General features: G+C 73.4%; 16 protein-coding genes. 15 read left to right on the top strand and 1 reads right to left on the bottom strand.

All coding sequences use genetic code 11. From position 1 onward, the window contains the following. Window positions 1-5 precede the first annotated feature (5 nt). From argS to BLS43_RS11320, 11 genes are all read left to right on the top strand, one after another. Window positions 6-1,649, top strand: a complete 1,644-nt coding sequence (argS, locus tag BLS43_RS11370; protein ID WP_093082073.1) for an arginine--tRNA ligase — start codon at window positions 6-8, stop codon at window positions 1,647-1,649. Beyond that, window positions 1,646-3,094, top strand: coding sequence for a diaminopimelate decarboxylase (lysA, locus tag BLS43_RS11365; protein ID WP_093082068.1), 1,449 nt, complete (start codon window positions 1,646-1,648; stop codon window positions 3,092-3,094). The genes argS and lysA overlap by 4 nt, the downstream gene beginning before the upstream one ends. A gap of 52 nt (window positions 3,095-3,146) precedes the next feature. Beyond that, window positions 3,147-4,514, top strand: a complete 1,368-nt coding sequence (locus tag BLS43_RS11360) for a homoserine dehydrogenase (RefSeq protein ID WP_093082064.1) — start codon at window positions 3,147-3,149, stop codon at window positions 4,512-4,514. Window positions 4,515-4,597: 83 nt separating this feature from the next. After that, entirely contained in the window at window positions 4,598-5,614 is a 1,017-nt protein-coding gene (thrC, locus tag BLS43_RS11355) for a threonine synthase (protein WP_245707442.1), read from the top strand. Beyond that, window positions 5,614-6,516 carry a homoserine kinase gene (gene thrB, locus BLS43_RS11350; RefSeq protein ID WP_093082059.1) on the top strand — a complete coding sequence of 301 codons (903 nt, stop codon included), beginning with the start codon at window positions 5,614-5,616 and terminating at the stop codon, window positions 6,514-6,516. Before thrC ends, thrB begins: the two co-directional genes overlap by 1 nt. 297 nt (window positions 6,517-6,813) lie before the next feature. Beyond that, window positions 6,814-8,970, top strand: coding sequence for a transcription termination factor Rho (gene rho, locus BLS43_RS11345; protein WP_093082054.1), 2,157 nt, complete (start codon window positions 6,814-6,816; stop codon window positions 8,968-8,970). Window positions 8,971-9,095: 125 nt separating this feature from the next. Further along, window positions 9,096-9,323 (top strand): 50S ribosomal protein L31, encoded by a 228-nt coding sequence (gene rpmE, locus BLS43_RS11340; RefSeq protein ID WP_093082047.1) that lies wholly within the window; start codon window positions 9,096-9,098, stop codon window positions 9,321-9,323. A gap of 112 nt (window positions 9,324-9,435) precedes the next feature. Further along, window positions 9,436-10,527, top strand: a complete 1,092-nt coding sequence (prfA, locus tag BLS43_RS11335) for a peptide chain release factor 1 (protein ID WP_093082042.1) — start codon at window positions 9,436-9,438, stop codon at window positions 10,525-10,527. Between the two features lie 28 nt (window positions 10,528-10,555). Beyond that, window positions 10,556-11,416: a peptide chain release factor N(5)-glutamine methyltransferase gene (gene prmC, locus BLS43_RS11330; protein ID WP_093082665.1), complete on the top strand. Its 861-nt coding sequence runs from the start codon at window positions 10,556-10,558 to the stop codon at window positions 11,414-11,416. A 19-nt stretch (window positions 11,417-11,435) separates the two neighbouring features. Further along, a complete protein-coding gene (locus BLS43_RS11325) occupies window positions 11,436-12,095 on the top strand; it encodes an L-threonylcarbamoyladenylate synthase (RefSeq protein ID WP_093082662.1) in 660 nt (219 codons plus the stop codon). Between the two features lie 181 nt (window positions 12,096-12,276). Next, the gene (locus BLS43_RS11320; RefSeq protein WP_093082038.1) at window positions 12,277-13,167 is read left to right on the top strand and encodes an endonuclease domain-containing protein; all 891 of its coding nucleotides are present in this window, start codon (window positions 12,277-12,279) and stop codon (window positions 13,165-13,167) included. Between the two features lie 142 nt (window positions 13,168-13,309). Here the strand turns inward: BLS43_RS11320 and BLS43_RS11315 are convergent, their stop codons facing one another. Next, window positions 13,310-14,005, bottom strand: a complete 696-nt coding sequence (locus BLS43_RS11315; protein WP_245707429.1) for a TetR/AcrR family transcriptional regulator — start codon at window positions 14,003-14,005, stop codon at window positions 13,310-13,312. A gap of 84 nt (window positions 14,006-14,089) precedes the next feature. Between BLS43_RS11315 and BLS43_RS11310 the strand changes: the two genes are divergently transcribed. The 4 genes from BLS43_RS11310 to BLS43_RS11295 all read left to right on the top strand — a co-directional run bounded on the left by BLS43_RS11310 (window position 14,090) and on the right by BLS43_RS11295 (window position 17,522). Then, complete coding sequence (locus BLS43_RS11310; RefSeq protein ID WP_245707428.1) at window positions 14,090-15,379, top strand: serine hydroxymethyltransferase; 1,290 nt, start codon at window positions 14,090-14,092, stop codon at window positions 15,377-15,379. Beyond that, a complete protein-coding gene (locus tag BLS43_RS11305) occupies window positions 15,380-16,576 on the top strand; it encodes a glycosyltransferase family 4 protein (protein ID WP_093082030.1) in 1,197 nt (398 codons plus the stop codon). 2 nt (window positions 16,577-16,578) lie between these two features. Then, window positions 16,579-17,007, top strand: coding sequence for a Cg1360 family ATP-synthase-associated protein (locus BLS43_RS11300; protein ID WP_093082026.1), 429 nt, complete (start codon window positions 16,579-16,581; stop codon window positions 17,005-17,007). A gap of 272 nt (window positions 17,008-17,279) precedes the next feature. Continuing rightward, complete coding sequence (locus tag BLS43_RS11295; RefSeq protein ID WP_093082653.1) at window positions 17,280-17,522, top strand: AtpZ/AtpI family protein; 243 nt, start codon at window positions 17,280-17,282, stop codon at window positions 17,520-17,522. Window positions 17,523-17,550: the final 28 nt, after the last annotated feature.

Here is a 17,550-nt window from a genome sequence, read left to right as displayed (position 1 = left end):
GGAACGTGACTCCCGACGTGCTCGCCGACCTGGTCCGGACCACCGCCACGGCGGTCCTGACGGCCCGAGGGCTGGACATCGCCGCCCTCCCCGCCGACATCGGCGTCGAGCGACCGCGCAACCCGGAGCACGGCGACTACGCCACGAACGTCGCGATGCGCACCGCGAAGAAGGCGGGCGTGAACCCGCGCGAGCTCGCGGGCTGGCTGGCCGAGGAGCTGACCAGGGCGGACGGCGTGGCGAGCGCCGAGATCGCCGGGCCCGGCTTCCTCAACCTGCGGCTGGCCGCCGACGCGCAGGGTGCGCTCGTCGGGGAGCTCCTCGCCGCGGGCGCCGCCTACGGCCAGGGGGACGAGCTCTCCGCCCGGAACGTGAACCTGGAGTTCGTCTCCGCCAACCCCACCGGCCCGCTGCACCTGGGGGGCACCCGGTGGGCCGCCGTCGGGGACGCGCTCGGCCGGGTGCTCACCGCGCGGGGCGCGAAGGTCACCCGCGAGTACTACTTCAACGACGCGGGCGCGCAGATCGACCGGTTCGTGAACTCGCTGGTCGCCGCGGCGAAGGGCGAGCCCGCGCCGGAGGACGGCTACGGCGGCGCCTACATCGCGGACATCGCCGCGCGGGTGGTGGCGGCCGAGCCCGCCGCGCTCGGCGCCCCGGACCAGGACGAGATCTTCCGGCGGGTCGGCGTCGGGTTCATGTTCGACGAGATCAAGAAGGACCTGCACGACTTCGGCACGGACTTCGACGTCTGGTTCCACGAGAACTCGCTGCACGAGTCCGGCGCGGTCGACGCGGTGGTGCAGCAGCTGAAGGACTCCGGCGCCCTCTACGAGGCGGACGGTGCCTGGTGGCTGCGCAGCAAGGACTACGGGGACGACAAGGACCGGGTCGTCATCAAGTCCGACGGGCGCCCGGCCTACATCGCGGGCGACCTCGCCTACCTGCGGGACAAGCGGGCCCGCGGCTTCGACCTGGCCATCTACATGCTCGGTGCCGACCACCACGGCTACGTGGCCCGGCTCAAGGCGGCCGCCGCGGCGTTCGGGGACGACCCGGCCGTGGTCGAGGTGCTGATCGGGCAGCTGGTCAACCTGGTGAAGGACGGCAAGCCGGTCCGGATGAGCAAGCGGGCCGGGACCGTCGTCACGATGAACGACCTGGTCGAGGCCGTCGGCGTGGACGCGGCGCGGTACTCGCTGATCCGGTCGTCGGTCGACTCGTCCCTGGACATCGACCTGGACCTGCTGGTCAAGCGCAGCAACGACAACCCCGTGTTCTACGTCCAGTACGCGCACGCGCGGCTGGCGTCCCTGGCCCGCAACGCGGCGGACGTCGGGCTCACGCCGGGCACCGCGTACGGGCTGCTGGAGCACCCGCGCGAGGGCGACCTGATCCGCACGCTCGGGGAGTTCCCGGACGTCGTGAAGTCCGCGGCCGAGCTGCGCGAGCCGCACCGGGTCGCCCGCTTCCTGGAGTCCCTGGCCAGCGCATACCACAAGTTCTACGACTCCTGCCGCGTCCTGCCGATGGGCGACGAGGAGATCACCGAGCTGCACCGGGCCCGGCTGGCACTGTGCGTGGCCACCCGGCAGGTGTTCGAGAACGGCCTCGGCCTCCTCGGCGTGAGCGCACCGGAGCGGATGTGACCAGGGCGCACCCGGCCGGGCCGCTGCACGGCGGGATCTCCGCACCGCCCGAGACCGCGGGCCCCCGCCCGGGGTCCGCGGCCGAGCTGGACCACCTCGCCCCCGCCGTCTGGCCCCGGAACGCGGGCCGGGACGACCGGGGGGTGCTCGCCGTCGCCGGCGTCCCGGTCACCGAGCTGGCCGAGCGGTTCGGCACGCCCCTGTTCGTCGTGGACGAGGAGGACTTCCGGTCCCGCGCGGCGGAGTTCGCCGCCGCCTTCGGCGCAGACCACGTGCACTACGCGGCGAAGGCCTTCCTCTCCGTGGAGATCGCGAAGTGGGTGGCGGAGGAGGGACTGAGCCTGGACGTCTGCAGCGGCGGCGAGCTCGCCGTGGCCCTGCGGGCCGGGTTCCCGGCCGAGCGGATCGCCTTGCACGGCAACAACAAGTCGGTGGCCGAACTCGAGCAGGCGGTGTCCGCGGGCGTCGGTCGCGTGGTCCTGGACTCCTTCCACGAGATCACCCGGCTCGACGCGGTCGCGGCCGACCTCCGCCGCACCCAGGACGTGATGATCCGGGTGACCGTCGGGGTCGAGGCGCACACCCACGAGTTCATCGCGACCGCGCACGAGGACCAGAAGTTCGGGTTCTCGATCGCCGGGGACGGGGACAGCCCGGCCGCCGAGGCGGCCCGTCGGGTGCTCAAGGCGCCGAACCTGCGGCTCGTCGGCCTGCACAGCCACATCGGCTCGCAGATCTTCGACACCGAGGGCTTCGAGGTCGCCGCGCACCGCGTCGTCCGGCTGCTGGCGCGGCTGCACCGCGAGCACGGCGAGGACGGTGGGCTCGAGCACCTGCGGACCCTCGACCTCGGCGGGGGAGTGGGCATCGCCTACCGGCCCGACGAGGCCCCGCTGTCGATCCCGGCGCTGGCCGAGGAGCTGCGCGCGATCGTCAAGCGCGAGTGCCACGCGGCCGAGCTGGACGTGCCGGACCTCGCCGTCGAGCCCGGGCGGGCCATCGCCGGGCCGGGCGGGATCACCCTCTACGAGGTGGGCACGCTCAAGGAGGTCGCCCTCGGCGTCGGGTCCCGGCGGTACGTGAGCGTCGACGGCGGGATGAGCGACAACATCCGCACCGCCCTCTACGACGCGCTGTACGACTGCAGGCTGGTGTCCCGGGCGTCGTCGGTCGACACCGTGGACCCCACGCCGCTGCTCTCCCGGGTGGTGGGCAAGCACTGCGAGTCCGGGGACATCGTGGTGCGGGACTGCTGGCTGCCCGCCGACCTCGCGCCGGGCGACCTGCTCGCTGTGGCCGCGACGGGCGCCTACTGCTACTCCATGGCCAGCTCGTACAACCGCCTGCCGCGACCGGCCGTCGTCGCCGTGCGGGACGGTGCGGCGCGGGTCATCCTGCGCCGGGAGACCGAGGACGACCAGTTCCGGCTCGAGGTGACCTCGTGAGTGTGGGCACCCCCGCCTGTCCGGACGCGGCGCGAACAGGGATGATCCGACGGTGAGTGAGCACAGGCCCGGCAGTCCCGTCCGCGTCGCGCTGCTGGGCTGCGGCACGGTGGGCACCGAGGTGGTCCGGCTGCTGGAGGACCAGGCGGCGGACCTCGCCGCCCGCGTCGGGGCCCCGGTCGAGATCGCCGGCATCGCCGTGCGCCGCCCGCACCGCCACCCCGGCGTGCGGCAGGACCTGCTGACCACCGACGCCGCCGCGCTCGTCGCGCGGGAGGACGTCGACGTCGTGGTCGAGGTGGTCGGCGGGATCGAACCCGCGCGCACCCTGCTGCTCGACGCGATCAAGTCCGGCAAGTCGGTGGTGACCGCGAACAAGGCGCTGCTGGCCGAGGACGGGGCCGTGCTCGCCGAGGCCGCGGACGCCGCGGGCGTCGACCTCTACTACGAGGCCTCCGTCGCGGGCGCGATCCCGCTGCTGCGCCCGCTGCGCGAGTCCCTGGCGGGCGACCGGATCACCCGGGTCGCGGGGATCGTCAACGGCACCACCAACTTCATCCTCTCCGCCATGGCGGAGTCCGGCGCCGGCTACGCGGACGCCCTGGAGGAGGCCACCCGCCTCGGGTACGCGGAGGCGGACCCCACCGCGGACGTCGACGGGTACGACGCCGCCTCCAAGGCCGCGATCCTGGCCACCATCGCCTTCCACACCCGGGTCACCGCGGCGGACGTGCACTGTGAGGGCATCCGCCGGGTCACCGCCGCGGACATCGCCGCCGCGGACGGGCTCGGCTGCGTCATCAAGCTGCTCGCGATCTGCGAGCGCGTGCCGGGTGCCGCCGACGCGTCGGAGTCGGTGTCCGCCCGGGTCTACCCGGCGATGATCCCGAAGGCGCACCCGCTGGCGGGCGTCGACGGCGCGTTCAACGCGGTGTTCGTCGAGGCGGACGCCGCAGGTCAGCTCATGTTCTACGGCCAGGGCGCGGGTGGCGCGCCGACCGCCAGCGCGATCCTGGGCGACCTGGTCGCCGTCGCGCGCAACCGGGTCGGCGGGGGCCGCGGACCGCGCGAGTCCTCGTACGCCCGCCTGCCGGTGCGGCCGATGGGAGACGTGCCCACCCGCTACCACGTCTCGCTCGAGGTCGCGGACCGCGCGGGCGTGCTGTCCGCGGTCGCCGGGGAGTTCGCGCGGCGCGGGGTCAGCATCGCGGCGGTGCGGCAGACGGGCGGCGGCGAGGACGGACCGGCCTCCGCCGACGGGAACGCGCGCCTCGTCGTCGTGACGCACGGGGCCCCGGACTCGGCGCTGCACGCGACCGTGGAGGCCCTCGCGGAGCTGGACGTCGTGCTCGGGGTCGAGAGTGTGCTGCGCGTCGAGGGGCTGGGCCGTCCGGTCTCGACCCTCGGCGTGGCCGGCTGAGCGAGTCATCGGTGGAGATCGGAGATGCTGTGCCTGTCGCGCTGGCCCCCTGGCCTGGTGTGATCAACGCCTATCGGGACCGGATGCCCGTCGGGCCGGACTGGGAGATCGTGACCCTCGGCGAGGGCGGCACGCCGCTGCTCCCGGCCCCGGTGCTCTCCGAGCGGGTGGGCTGCGAGGTCTACCTCAAGGTCGACGGCGCCAACCCCACCGGCTCCTTCAAGGACCGCGGGATGACCATGGCCGTCACCGCGGCGCTGGCCGAGGGCAAGAAGAGCGTGCTGTGCGCGTCGACGGGGAACACGTCGGCCGCCGCCGCCGCGTACGCCGCCCGCGCGCGCATGACGTCGGCGGTGCTGGTCCCGCGCGGCAAGATCGCCCTGGGCAAGATGGCGCAGGCCGTGGCGCACGGCGCCCGCATCCTGCAGATCGACGGCAACTTCGACGACTGCCTCGAGCTCGCCCGCAAGACCACCGCGGACTACCCGGCGATCGCGCTGGTCAACTCGGTGAACCCGACCCGGATCGCGGGCCAGGCCAGCGCCGCCTACGAGATCTGCGACGCGCTCGGCCGGGCCCCGGACGTGCACTGCCTGCCGGTCGGGAACGCGGGCAACATCACCGCGTACTGGAAGGGCTACCGCGCGTACGCGGACGACGGGCTGATCCCGGCGCTGCCGCGGATGTTCGGGTTCCAGGCCGCGGGCGCGGCGCCGCTGGTCCACGGCGCCCCGGTGAAGAACCCCGAGACCATCGCCACCGCGATCCGGATCGGCGCCCCGGCGTCCTGGAACGGTGCGCAGGCGGCCCGCGAGGAGTCGAACGGGCTGTTCGCGGCGGTCACCGACGAGGAGATCCTCGCCGCGCACCGGCTGCTGTCCACGCGCGAGGCCGTGTTCGTCGAGCCCGCGTCCGCGGCGAGCGTGGCCGGGCTGCTGAAGACCGCCGCGGAGGGCAGGCTCGACCGCGGGCAGACGGTCGTGTGCACGGTCACCGGCAACGGGCTCAAGGACCCGGACTCGGTGCTGGCCACCGCACCCGCCCCGGAGGTGGTCCCGATCGACCCGTCCGCCGTCGCGGCCGCCCTGGAGCTGGCCTGATGGGGCGCCCGAGCGAGGTCCGGGTCCGGGTGCCCGCGTCGTCGGCCAACCTGGGCCCGGGGTTCGACTCGCTCGGGCTGGCCCTGGCGCTCTACGACGACGTGGTCGTGTCGACGACGTCCTCCGGCGTCTCGGTCGAGGTCACCGGTGAGGGCGCGGCGCAGGTCCCGTGCGACGAGACGCATCTCGTCGTGCGCGCGATGCACCACGCCTTCGCGACCTTCGGCGAGGAGCCGCCGGGGCTGCGGCTGCAGTGCGCGAACGCGATCCCGCACTCCCGCGGGCTCGGCAGCTCCGCGGCCGCCGCGGTGGCGGGCGCGGTCGCGGCCTGCGTGCTCACCGGGCGGGACGTGGCCCTCGAACAGGACGCCTTGCTGCAGGTCACGGCCGGTATGGAGGGGCACGCGGACAACGCGGCGGCCTCCCTGCTGGGTGGGTTCGTGATCGCCTGGGAGACGCCGGGGAATACCGCGGCGCGCTTCCACGCTGTACGGCGGGACGTGCACGCCGGCATCGCGCCGGTCGCGCTCGTCGCAGGGGTGGAGTCCTCCACCAAGACGACCCGCGGGCTGCTGCCCGAGGTCGTGCCGCTGGCGGACGCGGCGTTCACCGGGAGCCGCACCGCGTTGTCGGTGCTGGCCTTCACCACGGCGCCGGAGCTGCTGATGGCGGCCACGGAGGACCGCCTGCACCAGGGCTACCGCCGCCCCGCCTACCCCGAGTCCGCCGACCTCGTCGACGCGCTCCGGGCGAGCGGGGTGCCCGCCACGATCTCCGGCGCCGGACCCACCGTCCTGGCCCTGACCTCGGACGGGACGCTCCCGGCGGGAGTGGACACCACGGGGTTCGCGGTGCTGCCGCTGCCCGTCGACACGGTCGGCGCGCAGGTCGAGATCGGCTGAGACGTCCGACACGCCCCGGGTGTTGTTGCCCTGCATCTCGGGACCGGATACCCTCGGCTTCGCACGGCGATCCACGCGTCATCAGCGTGGCCTCTCGAGCCGGAACCCTTTCACTGCAGCCCATGTGGTCGGATCCGGTCCGGACCGAGCGGCCTCTTCCCCGCGACCGTCGCACTGGTCGCCGCCCCTGCACTCGTCTCGGCGGCTGTCGATGCCGCCTGGCGTCGTGGTCCGGCGCATGTCGGACGTGTGGAATCCGCTGGCCTGAAATCTGCAGGCCGGTCAGGAAGGAAATTCGTGAGCGAGACCGATCTCGTCAGCACCCCCGCCGAGTCCGGCACCGATCCGGCGGCACCCCGCAAGCGCGGCGGTCTGTCCGGAATGGTCCTCGCCGACCTGCGGCAGCTCGCCGGCGAGCTGAACATCCCCGACATCGCGGGGAAGCGGAAGGGCGATCTCATCGCCGCCATCAAGGAGAAGCAGGGCGCGGGTTCCGCCGCTCCCGCCAAGCGGACCTCGAAGAAGGTCGCGGACGCCGACCAGCTCCCGCTGGACGCGGCGGACGGCTCGGCGTCCACCTCGGCGACCGATGCCGTGTCCGACTCGGCGTCCGACTCGGCCCCGGCTCCCCGCCGGACCACCCGGCGCCCGGCCAAGCCCGTCGAGGACACCCCGGCCGAGGCTGCGGCTCCGGCCGAGGCCCAGCCCGCCCCGGTGGCCGAGACCCCGGCCGCGGAGAGCGCGCCGGAGAAGCCCGCCCGGCGCCGCCGGACCGCCTCGCGGCCCGCGGGCGCGCCGGAGGCCCCGGTCGCGGACACCCCTGCCGCGGCCCCCGCGCCTGCCGTGAACGGCCAGGTCAACGGGTATGCGGCCGCCGAGTCCGAGGGGGACCCGGGGGAGGGCCCCGGCGAGGGTGAGGGCCGCCGCAGGCAGACCCGCCGTCGCGAGCGCACCCCCGAGCAGTCGGACACGCTGGACGCGGTCGCCGCGTCCGTCGGCCCGTCGGACGGCGACGGGGGCGGTCGCAACCGCAACCGGGGCCGCAACCGCAACGACCGCAACGAGCGGAACGACCGTCCCGAGCGCAACGAGCGCAACGACCGGCCGGACCGCAACGACCGCAACGACCGCACCGCCCCGGTGGACACCCGGGGCCCGGCGCGCCTCGACGAGGACGACGACGAGGACGGCGACGGCCGCGGCCGCCGCGGCCGCCGCTACCGCGACCGCCGTCGGGGCCGCGACCGCGACGCCCCGCGCGACGCCCCGCGCGAGCGCGCCGTGGACACCGAGGTCCGAGACGACGACGTGCTGCTCCCGGTCGCCGGGATCGTCGACATCCTGGACAACTACGCGTTCGTCCGGACCACCGGCTACCTGTCCGGCCCGAACGACGTCTACGTGTCGCTGTCGATGGTCCGCAAGTACGGCCTGCGCCGCGGCGACGCGATCACCGGCGCGGTGCGCCAGCCCCGCGAGGGCGAGCAGCAGCGGCAGAAGTTCAACCCGCTGGTGCGCATCGACGCGATCAACGGGCGGGACCCGGAGATCTCCAAGTCCCGGCCCGAGTTCACCAAGCTCACCCCGCTCTACCCGAACGAGCGGCTGCGCCTGGAGACCGAGCCGTCGAAGCTCATCACCCGGGTGATCGACCTGGTCATGCCCGTCGGCAAGGGGCAGCGCGCGCTCATCGTGTCGCCGCCCAAGGCGGGCAAGACGATGGTGCTGCAGGCCATCGCGAACGCCATCACCACGAACAACCCCGAGTGCCACCTCATGGTCGTCCTCGTCGACGAGCGTCCGGAGGAGGTCACCGACATGCAGCGGTCGGTGAAGGGCGAGGTCATCGCCTCGACCTTCGACCGCCCGCCGTCGGACCACACCGCCGTGGCCGAGCTGGCCATCGAGCGGGCCAAGCGGCTCGTCGAGATGGGGCACGACGTCGTCGTGCTGCTGGACTCGATCACCCGCCTGGGCCGGGCCTACAACCTGGCCGCGCCCGCGAGCGGCCGGATCCTGTCCGGTGGTGTCGACTCGACCGCCCTGTACCCGCCGAAGCGCTTCCTCGGCGCGGCGCGGAACATCGAGGACGGCGGCTCGCTCACCATCTTCGCCACGGCCCTGGTCGAGACCGGGTCGACGATGGACACGGTGATCTTCGAGGAGTTCAAGGGCACCGGCAACGCCGAGCTGAAGCTGGACCGCAAGCTCGCGGACAAGCGCCTGTTCCCGGCGGTGGACGTCGACGCGTCGAGCACCCGCAAGGAGGAGCTGCTGATGTCCGCGGACGAGTTCGCGGTCAGCGTCAAGCTCCGCCGGGTGCTGGCCGCGCTGGACCACCAGCAGGCCATCGAGCTGGTGCTCGGGCAGCTGCGCAAGACCCGCACCAACATCGAGTTCCTGATGCAGGTGCAGAAGACCACCCCGGGGAAGTTCGGCGACAACGAGGACTGACCCGTCCGAGCCGACCCGGCCCCGGTGGGAATCCCCGCCGGGGTCGGGTGGTTCAATGGCGTGTCACTGCTCCGGTTCACCCGCCATCGCGGGACCCGGCGGCACAGTCGGAGAAGGAGAGATCCATGCGCGAGGGCATTCACCCGCAGTACACGGAGACCCAGGTCACCTGTTCCTGCGGCAACAGCTTCACCACCCGCAGCACCCACAGCGGTTCGGCCCTGACGGTCGAGACCTGCTCGGCGTGCCACCCGTTCTACACGGGCAAGCAGCGGATCCTGGACTCCGGCGGCCGGGTCGCGCGCTTCGAGGCGCGCTACGGCAAGCGCGCGGGCAAGGCCGCGGCCAAGTAGCAGCCCCGACGGCGCCCGCCCCCTGCTGGGGGTGGGCGCCGTTCGCATGCCGGGCCCTGAGTCCCCGGCATCCGGCCCGGGAGTCCACAGCACCACGAGAACGGAGCAGGCGATGGCGGTGAGCAGCAGCCCGGCGGGCGTGGAGTCGCTCGTCGACGAGTACGCCGAACTGGAGACGCGGCTCGCGGACCCGTCGGTGCACGCGGACCCCGCCCTGGCCCGCAAGCTCGGCCGCCGCTACGCCGAGCTCGGCCCGACCGTCGCCGTCGCGCGCGAGCTGGCCACCGCGCGGTCCGATCTCGCCGCCGCCCGCGAGCTGGCGGCCGAGGACCCGGCGTTCGCCGAGGAGGCCGCGGCGCTGGCCACCGCCGTCCCGGAGCTGGAGTCCCGGCTCGCCGAGCTGCTCGTGCCGCGCGACCCGCACGACGGGGACGACGTGGTCATGGAGGTCAAGTCCGGGGAGGGCGGCGAGGAGTCCGCCCTGTTCGCGGGCGACCTCGTGCGCATGTACACCCGGTTCGCCGAGCGCCGCGGCTGGAAGGTCGAGGTCCTCGACGCCGTCGACTCCGACCTCGGCGGGTTCAAGGACATCACCCTGCTGCTGAAGTCCCGCGCGCCCACGCCGGACGGCGTGTGGTCGGCCCTGAAGTTCGAGGGCGGGGTCCACCGCGTGCAGCGGGTCCCGGTCACCGAGTCGCAGGGCCGCATCCACACCTCGGCCGCGGGGGTCCTCGTCTACCCGGACACGGGGGAGGACGCGGAGGTCGAGATCGATGAGAACGACCTGCGCGTCGACGTCTACCGCTCCTCCGGACACGGCGGCCAGTCGGTCAACACCACCGACTCGGCGGTCCGGATCACCCACCTCCCCACCGGGCTCGTCGCGAGCTGCCAGAACGAGCGGTCGCAGCTGCAGAACAAGGCGCGCGCGATGGAGGTGCTGCGCTCCCGGCTGCAGGCGCTGCACGAGGCCGAGCAGGCCGCCGCCGCGTCGGCGGAGCGGAAGTCCCAGGTCAGAACCGTGGACCGCTCGGAGCGGATCCGCACCTACAACTTCCCGGAGAACCGCATCTCCGATCACCGGGTGGGCTACAAGGCCCACAACCTCGCCACCGTGCTCGACGGCGAGCTCGACGACGTCGTCGCGGCCCTCCAGACGGCCGAACGCGCCGAGTCGCTCGCTGCGGCCGAGTCCGCCCCGTGAGTCCGCGAGTCCTCCGCGTGGTGTGCACGTGAGCCGTCTGCCCCTGCGGGTCGCGGTGGCGGAGGCGGAGCGCGCGCTCGCGGCGGCCGGGGTGGAGTCGGCGCGGGTGGAGGCCGAGTTCCTCGCCGCGCACGTCGTCGGGGTACCGCGGTCGCAGCTGGTGCTGCGCCCGCTCGTCGACACCGCGCAGGTCACGGCGTTGCGGGAGCTCGTCGCCCGGCGCGCCACCCGGGAGCCGCTCCAGCACGTGCTCGGGACCGCCGTGCTCGGGCCGGTGGAGGTCGCCGTCGGGCCGGGTGTGTTCACGCCGCGCCCGGAGACCGAGCTGCTCCTGGAATGGGGGCTCAAGGAGCTCGCCGGGCACGAGAACCCCGTGGTCGTGGACCTGTGCACCGGGTCGGCCGCGCTCGCGCTGGCCTTCGCCGCCGCCCGCCCCGACGCCGTCGTCCACGCCGTCGAGCTGGACCCCGCGGCCCTGACCTGGGCCCGCCGGAACATCGCGGCGCACGGCGACCGGGTCGTCCTGCACGCCGACGACGTCCGGCGGCCGGACCTGCTGCCCGAGCTCGAGGCCCGCGTCGACCTGGTGGTCTGCAACCCGCCCTACGTCCCCGACGGCACCCCCGTCCCGCCCGAGGTGGCGCGGTGGGACCCGGCGGTCGCGGTGTTCGGCGGACCGGACGGGTTGGCGCTGGTCCCGGCGGTGATCAGCGCCGCGGCGACGCTGCTGCGCTACGGCGGCGGGCTGGCGATCGAGCACGACGACACCCACGCCGACGCCGTCCCCGCCCTCCTGCGGAGGCGGAAGGTCCTCACGGACGTCGAGGCGCACACCGACCTGGCGGGCCGCCCCCGCTTCGCGACGGCCCGCCGGACCAGGCCCGCCTGACCGGTCGTAGGGTGCGGTGGTGACTGCTCCGGCCGCACCCGTCTACGACTGCTCCGATCCCGACGCCCGGGCCGCGGGCCTCACCGCCGCCGCGCAGGCCGTCCGTGCCGGGCGACTCGTCGTCCTGCCGACGGACACGGTCTACGGCCTCGGCTGCGACGCCTTCTCCGCCACCGCCGTGAAGTCGCTGCTCGCGGCGAAGCACCGCGGGCCGGACATGCCCGTGCCGGTGCTCGTCGGCTCCTGGTCGACGATCGACGGCCTGGTGCTCGGCGTCCCCGCGACCGCGCGGGCTCTGATCGAGGCGTTCTGGCCCGGCGGCCTGTCCATCGTGTTGCCGCACGCCCCGTCGCTGGCCTGGGACCTGGGCTCCACGAAGGGCACCGTGATGCTCCGGATGCCGCTGCACCCGGTCGCGCTGGAGCTGCTGCGCGATGTGGGGCCCATGGCGGTGAGCAGCGCGAACATCTCCGGCCGCCCCCCGGCGAGCAACGCGGGCGAGGCGATCGACCAGCTGGCGGACTCGGTGGCGGTGTACCTCGACGGCGGCCCGAGCGGCGCCCCGGTGGCGAGCACCATCGTCGACCTGACGGGAAAGGCCCCGCGGATCCTGCGCGAGGGCGAGATCACGCGGGCGATGGTGAGCGAGGTCGTGGGCCACGAGGTCCCGATGGGCTGAGCACTCGCGTCCCCCCGGAGCACTGATCAACAGGCGGTGAGGGTCGAGTCGGGGTGAGGGACGAGCCGTGAGCGCCTTCTCGACTCCAGACGGCCTGATCATCAGGCGCTGAGGGTCGTCATCGTCGACGAGTTTCGCCGTTTCGCCACGGGGGAGACCGTCGTCGGGTCACGCTGCGGAGGTGCTCATCGGCCCGTTCCGCGGCTCCGACGCCCTGCGTGCGGGGCTGCTCACCCGCGGCGTGCTCCGCAGCCGCCGATTCGTGCGGATCTTCCCGGACGTCTACCTGCCTGCGGACCTGGAACCGACGTTCCGGGTGCGCTCGCAGGCGGCCTACCAGTTCGTCGAGCCGCGGGGCGGGGTGCTGGCGGGCTACTCGGCGGCCGACGCCTTCGGTGCCTCGTGCGAACCGAGCGGCGCGCCGGTCGAGGTGCTGGCGCCGACCCACCTGGCGGCGCAGCCGGGACTCGTCGCGCACCAGGGCCCGACCGACGAGACCGTCTCCGTGGGCGGGGTCCGCGCCACGACCCGGTTCCGCACGGCGTGGGACCTCGGGCGATCGCTGCCACTGCCCGAGGCGGTCGTCGCCGTGGACGCGCTCGCGCGGGTACCGACGCCGGGGGCGCCGCCGCGGTTCGACCCGTTCACCCTCCTCGACCGTCGGATGCGGGAGCGCGGCGCGCGGAACAGCCTGCGGCTCGACGAGGTGGTCGTGCTCGCCGATCCGCGGTCGGAGTCGCCGATGGAGACCCGGATGCGGCTGGCGTTGGTGCTCGCCGGGTTCCGGCCCGAGGTCCAGTACGAGCTGCGGAACGCGTTCGGGGGCTTCGTCGCCCGCGTCGACCTGGCGTTCCCGCAGGCTCGGTTGGCGGTCGAGTACGACGGCGCGCAGCACGACGACGCGCTCGACCGTGAGCGCGACATCCGGATCGGCGCCCTGGGCTGGCACGTGATGCGATTCCAGGCGGTCGACGTCTGGCTCCGCCGCGACCGGATGATCGAGGCTGTGGAACAGCAGGTGCGGGAGCGGACCGCGTTGATCGTGGCCGAGCGCCTGGCGAGGCGCGGTTGAGCCCCCAGCGCCTGTTGATCATGGGAACGGGTGTCGCCGACGTAGGGGCCGAGCCCCCAGCGCCTGTTGATCATGGGCGTCGGGGTCGAGAAGGTGCTCCGGGTCGATCCGGGTGCGGTTCTCGACCCTCAGCGCCTGTTGATCACAACGAGGGGGGTGTGATGGGGGGTGTGATGCCCACCCCTGCCGCCAGGCGGGTCGCGACCTGGGTGAAGTGCTGTTCGTGGTCCTCCACCACGTTGTGGGTGTGGCCGAAGAGCTCGAAGCTGATGGCGCCGAAGAGGCTGCTCCAGGCCTGCACCAGGCGCCCGCCGAGCCCTTCCGGAAGGTCCACCGCGTCGAGCATCTCCCGGCTGACCGGGGCGGACTCCTCGGGCACCGCGATCTCGCCCGCGGCGATCCCGTCCCGCACGATCCCCGCCAGGACCAGGGCCACCCGGCCCGCGGGGGCGATCGTGTCCTGAGGGGCCTGGTAGCCGGGGACGGGGGAGCCGTAGAGCAGGGCGTACTCGTGGGGGTGTGCCAGAGCCCACTCCCGGGCCGCGGCGCAGGCCGCCAACCACCGCTGCAGGAGCGAGTCCCCGCCCGCGGCCTCGACGGCCGCCCCCAGCGCGTCGTACCCCTCGATGATCAACGCGGTCAGCAGGTCGTCTCGCGACGGGAAGTACCGGTAGACCGCGGAGGAGACCATGCCCAGCTCACGGGCCACGGCGCGCAGCGAGAGCTGGGCGGCCCCCGCGGTGGCGAGGTGGGCCCGGGCGACCTCGACGATCTCGGCGGTGAGCTGGGCCCGCACTCGGGCGCGGGCGGTGCGGGGTGCGGACCGGGGAGAACTCACCGCACCACCGTAGAGCACTGAACACGGATGTGAGCACCGATCCGGCATGGGATCCGGGCGAACCCGCAGGTAGCCTGGTGCCTCGTGAGCGAGCGCAGCGACATTCCGTTCTGGGGCCCGGACTTCGGGGCCCTGCAGCAGGAGGACCCGGAGATCGCCGGTGTCGTCCTCGACGAGCTGGAGCGCCTGCGCGGCGGACTGCAGCTCATCGCGAGCGAGAACCTCACCAGCCCGGCCGTCCTCGCGGCCCTGGGCTCCACGCTGTCCAACAAGTACGCCGAGGGCTACCCGGGTCGCCGCTACTACGGCGGCTGCCAGGTCGTGGACGTCGCCGAGGAGATCGGCAACGCGCGCGCGAAGGAGCTCTTCGGCGCCGAGCACGTCAACCTGCAGCCGCACTCCGGCGCCAGCGCGAACCTCGCGGCCTACGCCGCGTTCGCCAAGCCCGGCGACACCGTGCTGGCCATGGACCTCAAGCAGGGCGGCCACCTCACCCACGGGTCCAAGGTGAACTTCTCCGGCCTGTGGTTCCACGCCGTGAGCTACACCGTCCGCGAGGACAGCGAGCTCATCGACTACGACCAGGTCCGCGACCTGGCCCGCGAGCACCGGCCGAAGATCATCATCGCCGGCGCCACCGCCTACCCGCGGCTGATCGACTTCGCGCTCTTCCGCGAGATCGCCGACGAGGTCGGCGCCACGCTGATGGTCGACGCGGCGCACTTCATCGGCCTGGTCGCAGGCAAGGCCATCCCGTCGCCGGTGCCCTTCGCGGACGTCGTCACGGCCACCACGCACAAGGTGCTGCGCGGCCCGCGCGGCGGCATGATCCTGACGAAGGCCGAGCACGCCAAGGCGATCGACAAGGCCGTCTTCCCGTTCTCGCAGGGCGGCCCGCTGATGCACGCGGTCGCGGCCAAGGCCGTCGCGATGAAGGAGGCGGCGCAGCCCGAGTACCAGGCCTACGCCGCGCAGGTCATCGCGAACGCCCAGGCGCTGGCGAAGGGCCTCGAGGTGGAGGGCATGCGGGCGGTCTCCGGCGGCACGGACACCCACCTCGCGCTCATCGACCTGCGGCCCATCGGCGTCACCGGCTCCGAGGCCGAGACCCGCTGCGACCTCGCGCGCATCACGCTGAACAAGAACTCGATCCCGTACGACCCGGCCCCGCCGATGAAGCCGTCGGGCATCCGGGTGGGCTCGCCGAGCACCACCACCCAGGGCATGGTCGAGAGCGACATGGCCGAGATCGCCTCGCTGCTGGCCCGCGCGGTCAAGGCGGAGCACGGCACGCCTGCGGGCGACCGCGGGCTGGCGGACGTCGCCGAGCGGGTCACCGCCCTCGTCTCCCGGGTCCCGGCCTACGCTCGGTAGATGCCGCTCGCCCAGTCCAGCTTCGGCCTGGGTCTCCCCATCCGGGAGTACCTGCTGGTCGGGCTGGTGGCCGCCGTCGTCACGTTCCTGCTGGTCGGGCTGGTGCGCGTGCTCGCGCTCCGGCTCGGCGCGGTGGCCTGGCCCCGCGGCCGGGACGTGCACGTCACCCCGACACCCCGGTGGGGCGGGCTGGCGATGTTCGGCGGCGTGCTCGCCGGGATCGGGCTGGCGGCCCAGCTCCCGGCGCTGCGGCTGGCGTTCGACTACTCGCGAGACGTCCAGGGCGTGCTCCTCGCCGCCGCCCTCCTGGTGCTGGTCGGGGCCCTGGACGACCGCTACGAGCTCGACGCGATCACCAAGGCGGCCGGTCAGGTCACCGCCGCGGGTGTGCTCGTCCTGTTCGGCGTGCAGTTCTCGGTGTTCTGGATCCCGTGGGGCGGCGGGGGCACCGGCATCTCCGGCTCGATCCTGTCGCTCGGGCCCGAGCAGGGTGTGGTGCTCACCGTCGTGCTGACGGTCGCCCTGGTCAACGCGATGAACTTCGTCGACGGGCTCGACGGGCTCGCCGCCGGCATCGGCCTGATCGCCGCGACCGCCACCTGCGCGTTCGCCATCGGGCTGGTCCAGGAGAACGGCAACGACGCCGCCGCCTACCCACCCGCGCTGATGGCGTCGGTGCTGGCCGGGGCCTGCCTGGGCTTCCTGCCGCACAACTTCAACCCGGCCCGCATCTTCATGGGGGACTCCGGCTCGATGCTGATCGGGCTGATGCTCGCGGCGGCCACGACGAGCGCGTCGGGCCGCATCCCGATCACCACGACGACGGACGGGTCGGACATCCTCGCCCTGTTCGCGCCGCTCATCGTGCTGCTCGCGGTGGCGTTCGTGCCGATCCTGGACCTGCTGATGGCGGTCGTCCGGCGGACCCGGGCCGGGATGAGCCCCTTCTCACCTGACAAGATGCACCTGCACCACCGCCTGCTCGAGATCGGGCACAGCCAGCGGCGCGCGGTGCTCCTGATCTACCTGTGGGCGGGGATCCTCGCGTTCGGCGCGGTGGCCCTCGCCCTGATCGACGACCCGGCCCTCGTGCTCTGGACGGTCGCGTTCGGCCTGGGTGTGGCGGTGCTGGCCACCGCGGTGCCCCGGGCGCGCACGACCGCACGGGCCCGGCCACCGACAGCGACCCGGAGTTGAGCATGACCACCCCGCAGGACCCCCCGCACGTCACGACGGTGCTCAAGCTGGCCGCCGCCATGCAGCGGTACGCGGTGATCGGGGGTGTCGGCGCGGCCGTCGTCGCCCTGGTGCTGAGCCTGGTGTTCCGCGGCACCCACGGCCTCGTCGGCGGCGCGGTCGGCGTGGTGATCGGGCTCGTGCTCGGGTTCGCGGGGACCTGGGTCATGCGCGCGACGGCCCGGGCCACCCCGGGCGGGGTGATGGTCGGGGCGATGGCCTCGTTCGCCGGGAAGTTCGTCGTGCTCCTGGTGTTCGTGATCGTGTTCCGCGGGACGTCGCTGTTCGACAACCAGACCTTCGCCTTCTCCCTGGCGGGCGTCACCCTGGCGTGGATCGTGGGGGAGTGCATCGGGTTCGTCCGGGCCAAGGCCCCGTCCGTGGACGTCTGAGCAGCCCCGAGCTGTCCCACGGGAGGGGGCGTCCCCTCCCACTCGTTCGGCTGAACGAGTGAACTTCGCGAACCTGTCCGAGGTGTCCGATGTGTCCGTGATCGCAGTCTCAAAGCGACCTGCGTCACGTCCGATTTCGAACTTCTACAGGCGATAGAGCGACGTCCGGCCGGTTCCGGGGTTCGCGGACGGTGAGGATCGCCCCGTCCGAGCGGTCCGGGCAGGTCGTGCCCGGTAAGGAGTGCGTAATACGGCTGATAGGGTCCCTCGTGATGGAGCAGGAACAGCCGCGTGAGGTGAGCGGCGCGGCCGGTGGACAGAAACCGGCCCGCACGCCGCATCCGGCCGAGGCCTGGACCGCTCTGTCGCACCTCCTGACCGGCATCCTCCTCTTCGGGGGGATCGGGTGGGGTGTGGACGAACTGTTCGACCTGCGGGGCTTCACGGTGGCCGGTTTGCTGGCCGGCGCGGCGGCCTCGATGTACTTGATCTACGTCAGGTACGTTAAGTCCTGATCGTCTCGATTCCGCAGGTCCCGCCCGC

The organism is Pseudonocardia oroxyli, assembly GCF_900102195.1.
Lineage (GTDB): Bacteria > Actinomycetota > Actinomycetes > Mycobacteriales > Pseudonocardiaceae > Pseudonocardia > Pseudonocardia oroxyli.
Note: the sequence above shows the minus strand (reverse complement) of the source record. Positions and strands in the feature narration are given on the sequence as shown.

What these genes read in the sequence shown, in the direction of transcription:
- thrC (WP_245707442.1), top strand. Translation starts at nt 4,598, where the DNA reads ATGCCCGTCGGGCCGGACTGGGAGATCGTGACCCTCGGCGAGGGCGGC.
- thrB (WP_093082059.1), top strand. Translation starts at nt 5,614, where the DNA reads ATGGGGCGCCCGAGCGAGGTCCGGGTCCGGGTGCCCGCGTCGTCGGCC.
- rpmE (WP_093082047.1), top strand. Translation starts at nt 9,096, where the DNA reads ATGCGCGAGGGCATTCACCCGCAGTACACGGAGACCCAGGTCACCTGT.
- prfA (WP_093082042.1), top strand. Translation starts at nt 9,436, where the DNA reads ATGGCGGTGAGCAGCAGCCCGGCGGGCGTGGAGTCGCTCGTCGACGAG.
- BLS43_RS11305 (WP_093082030.1), top strand. Translation starts at nt 15,380, where the DNA reads ATGCCGCTCGCCCAGTCCAGCTTCGGCCTGGGTCTCCCCATCCGGGAG.
- BLS43_RS11300 (WP_093082026.1), top strand. Translation starts at nt 16,579, where the DNA reads ATGACCACCCCGCAGGACCCCCCGCACGTCACGACGGTGCTCAAGCTG.
- BLS43_RS11295 (WP_093082653.1), top strand. Translation starts at nt 17,280, where the DNA reads ATGGAGCAGGAACAGCCGCGTGAGGTGAGCGGCGCGGCCGGTGGACAG.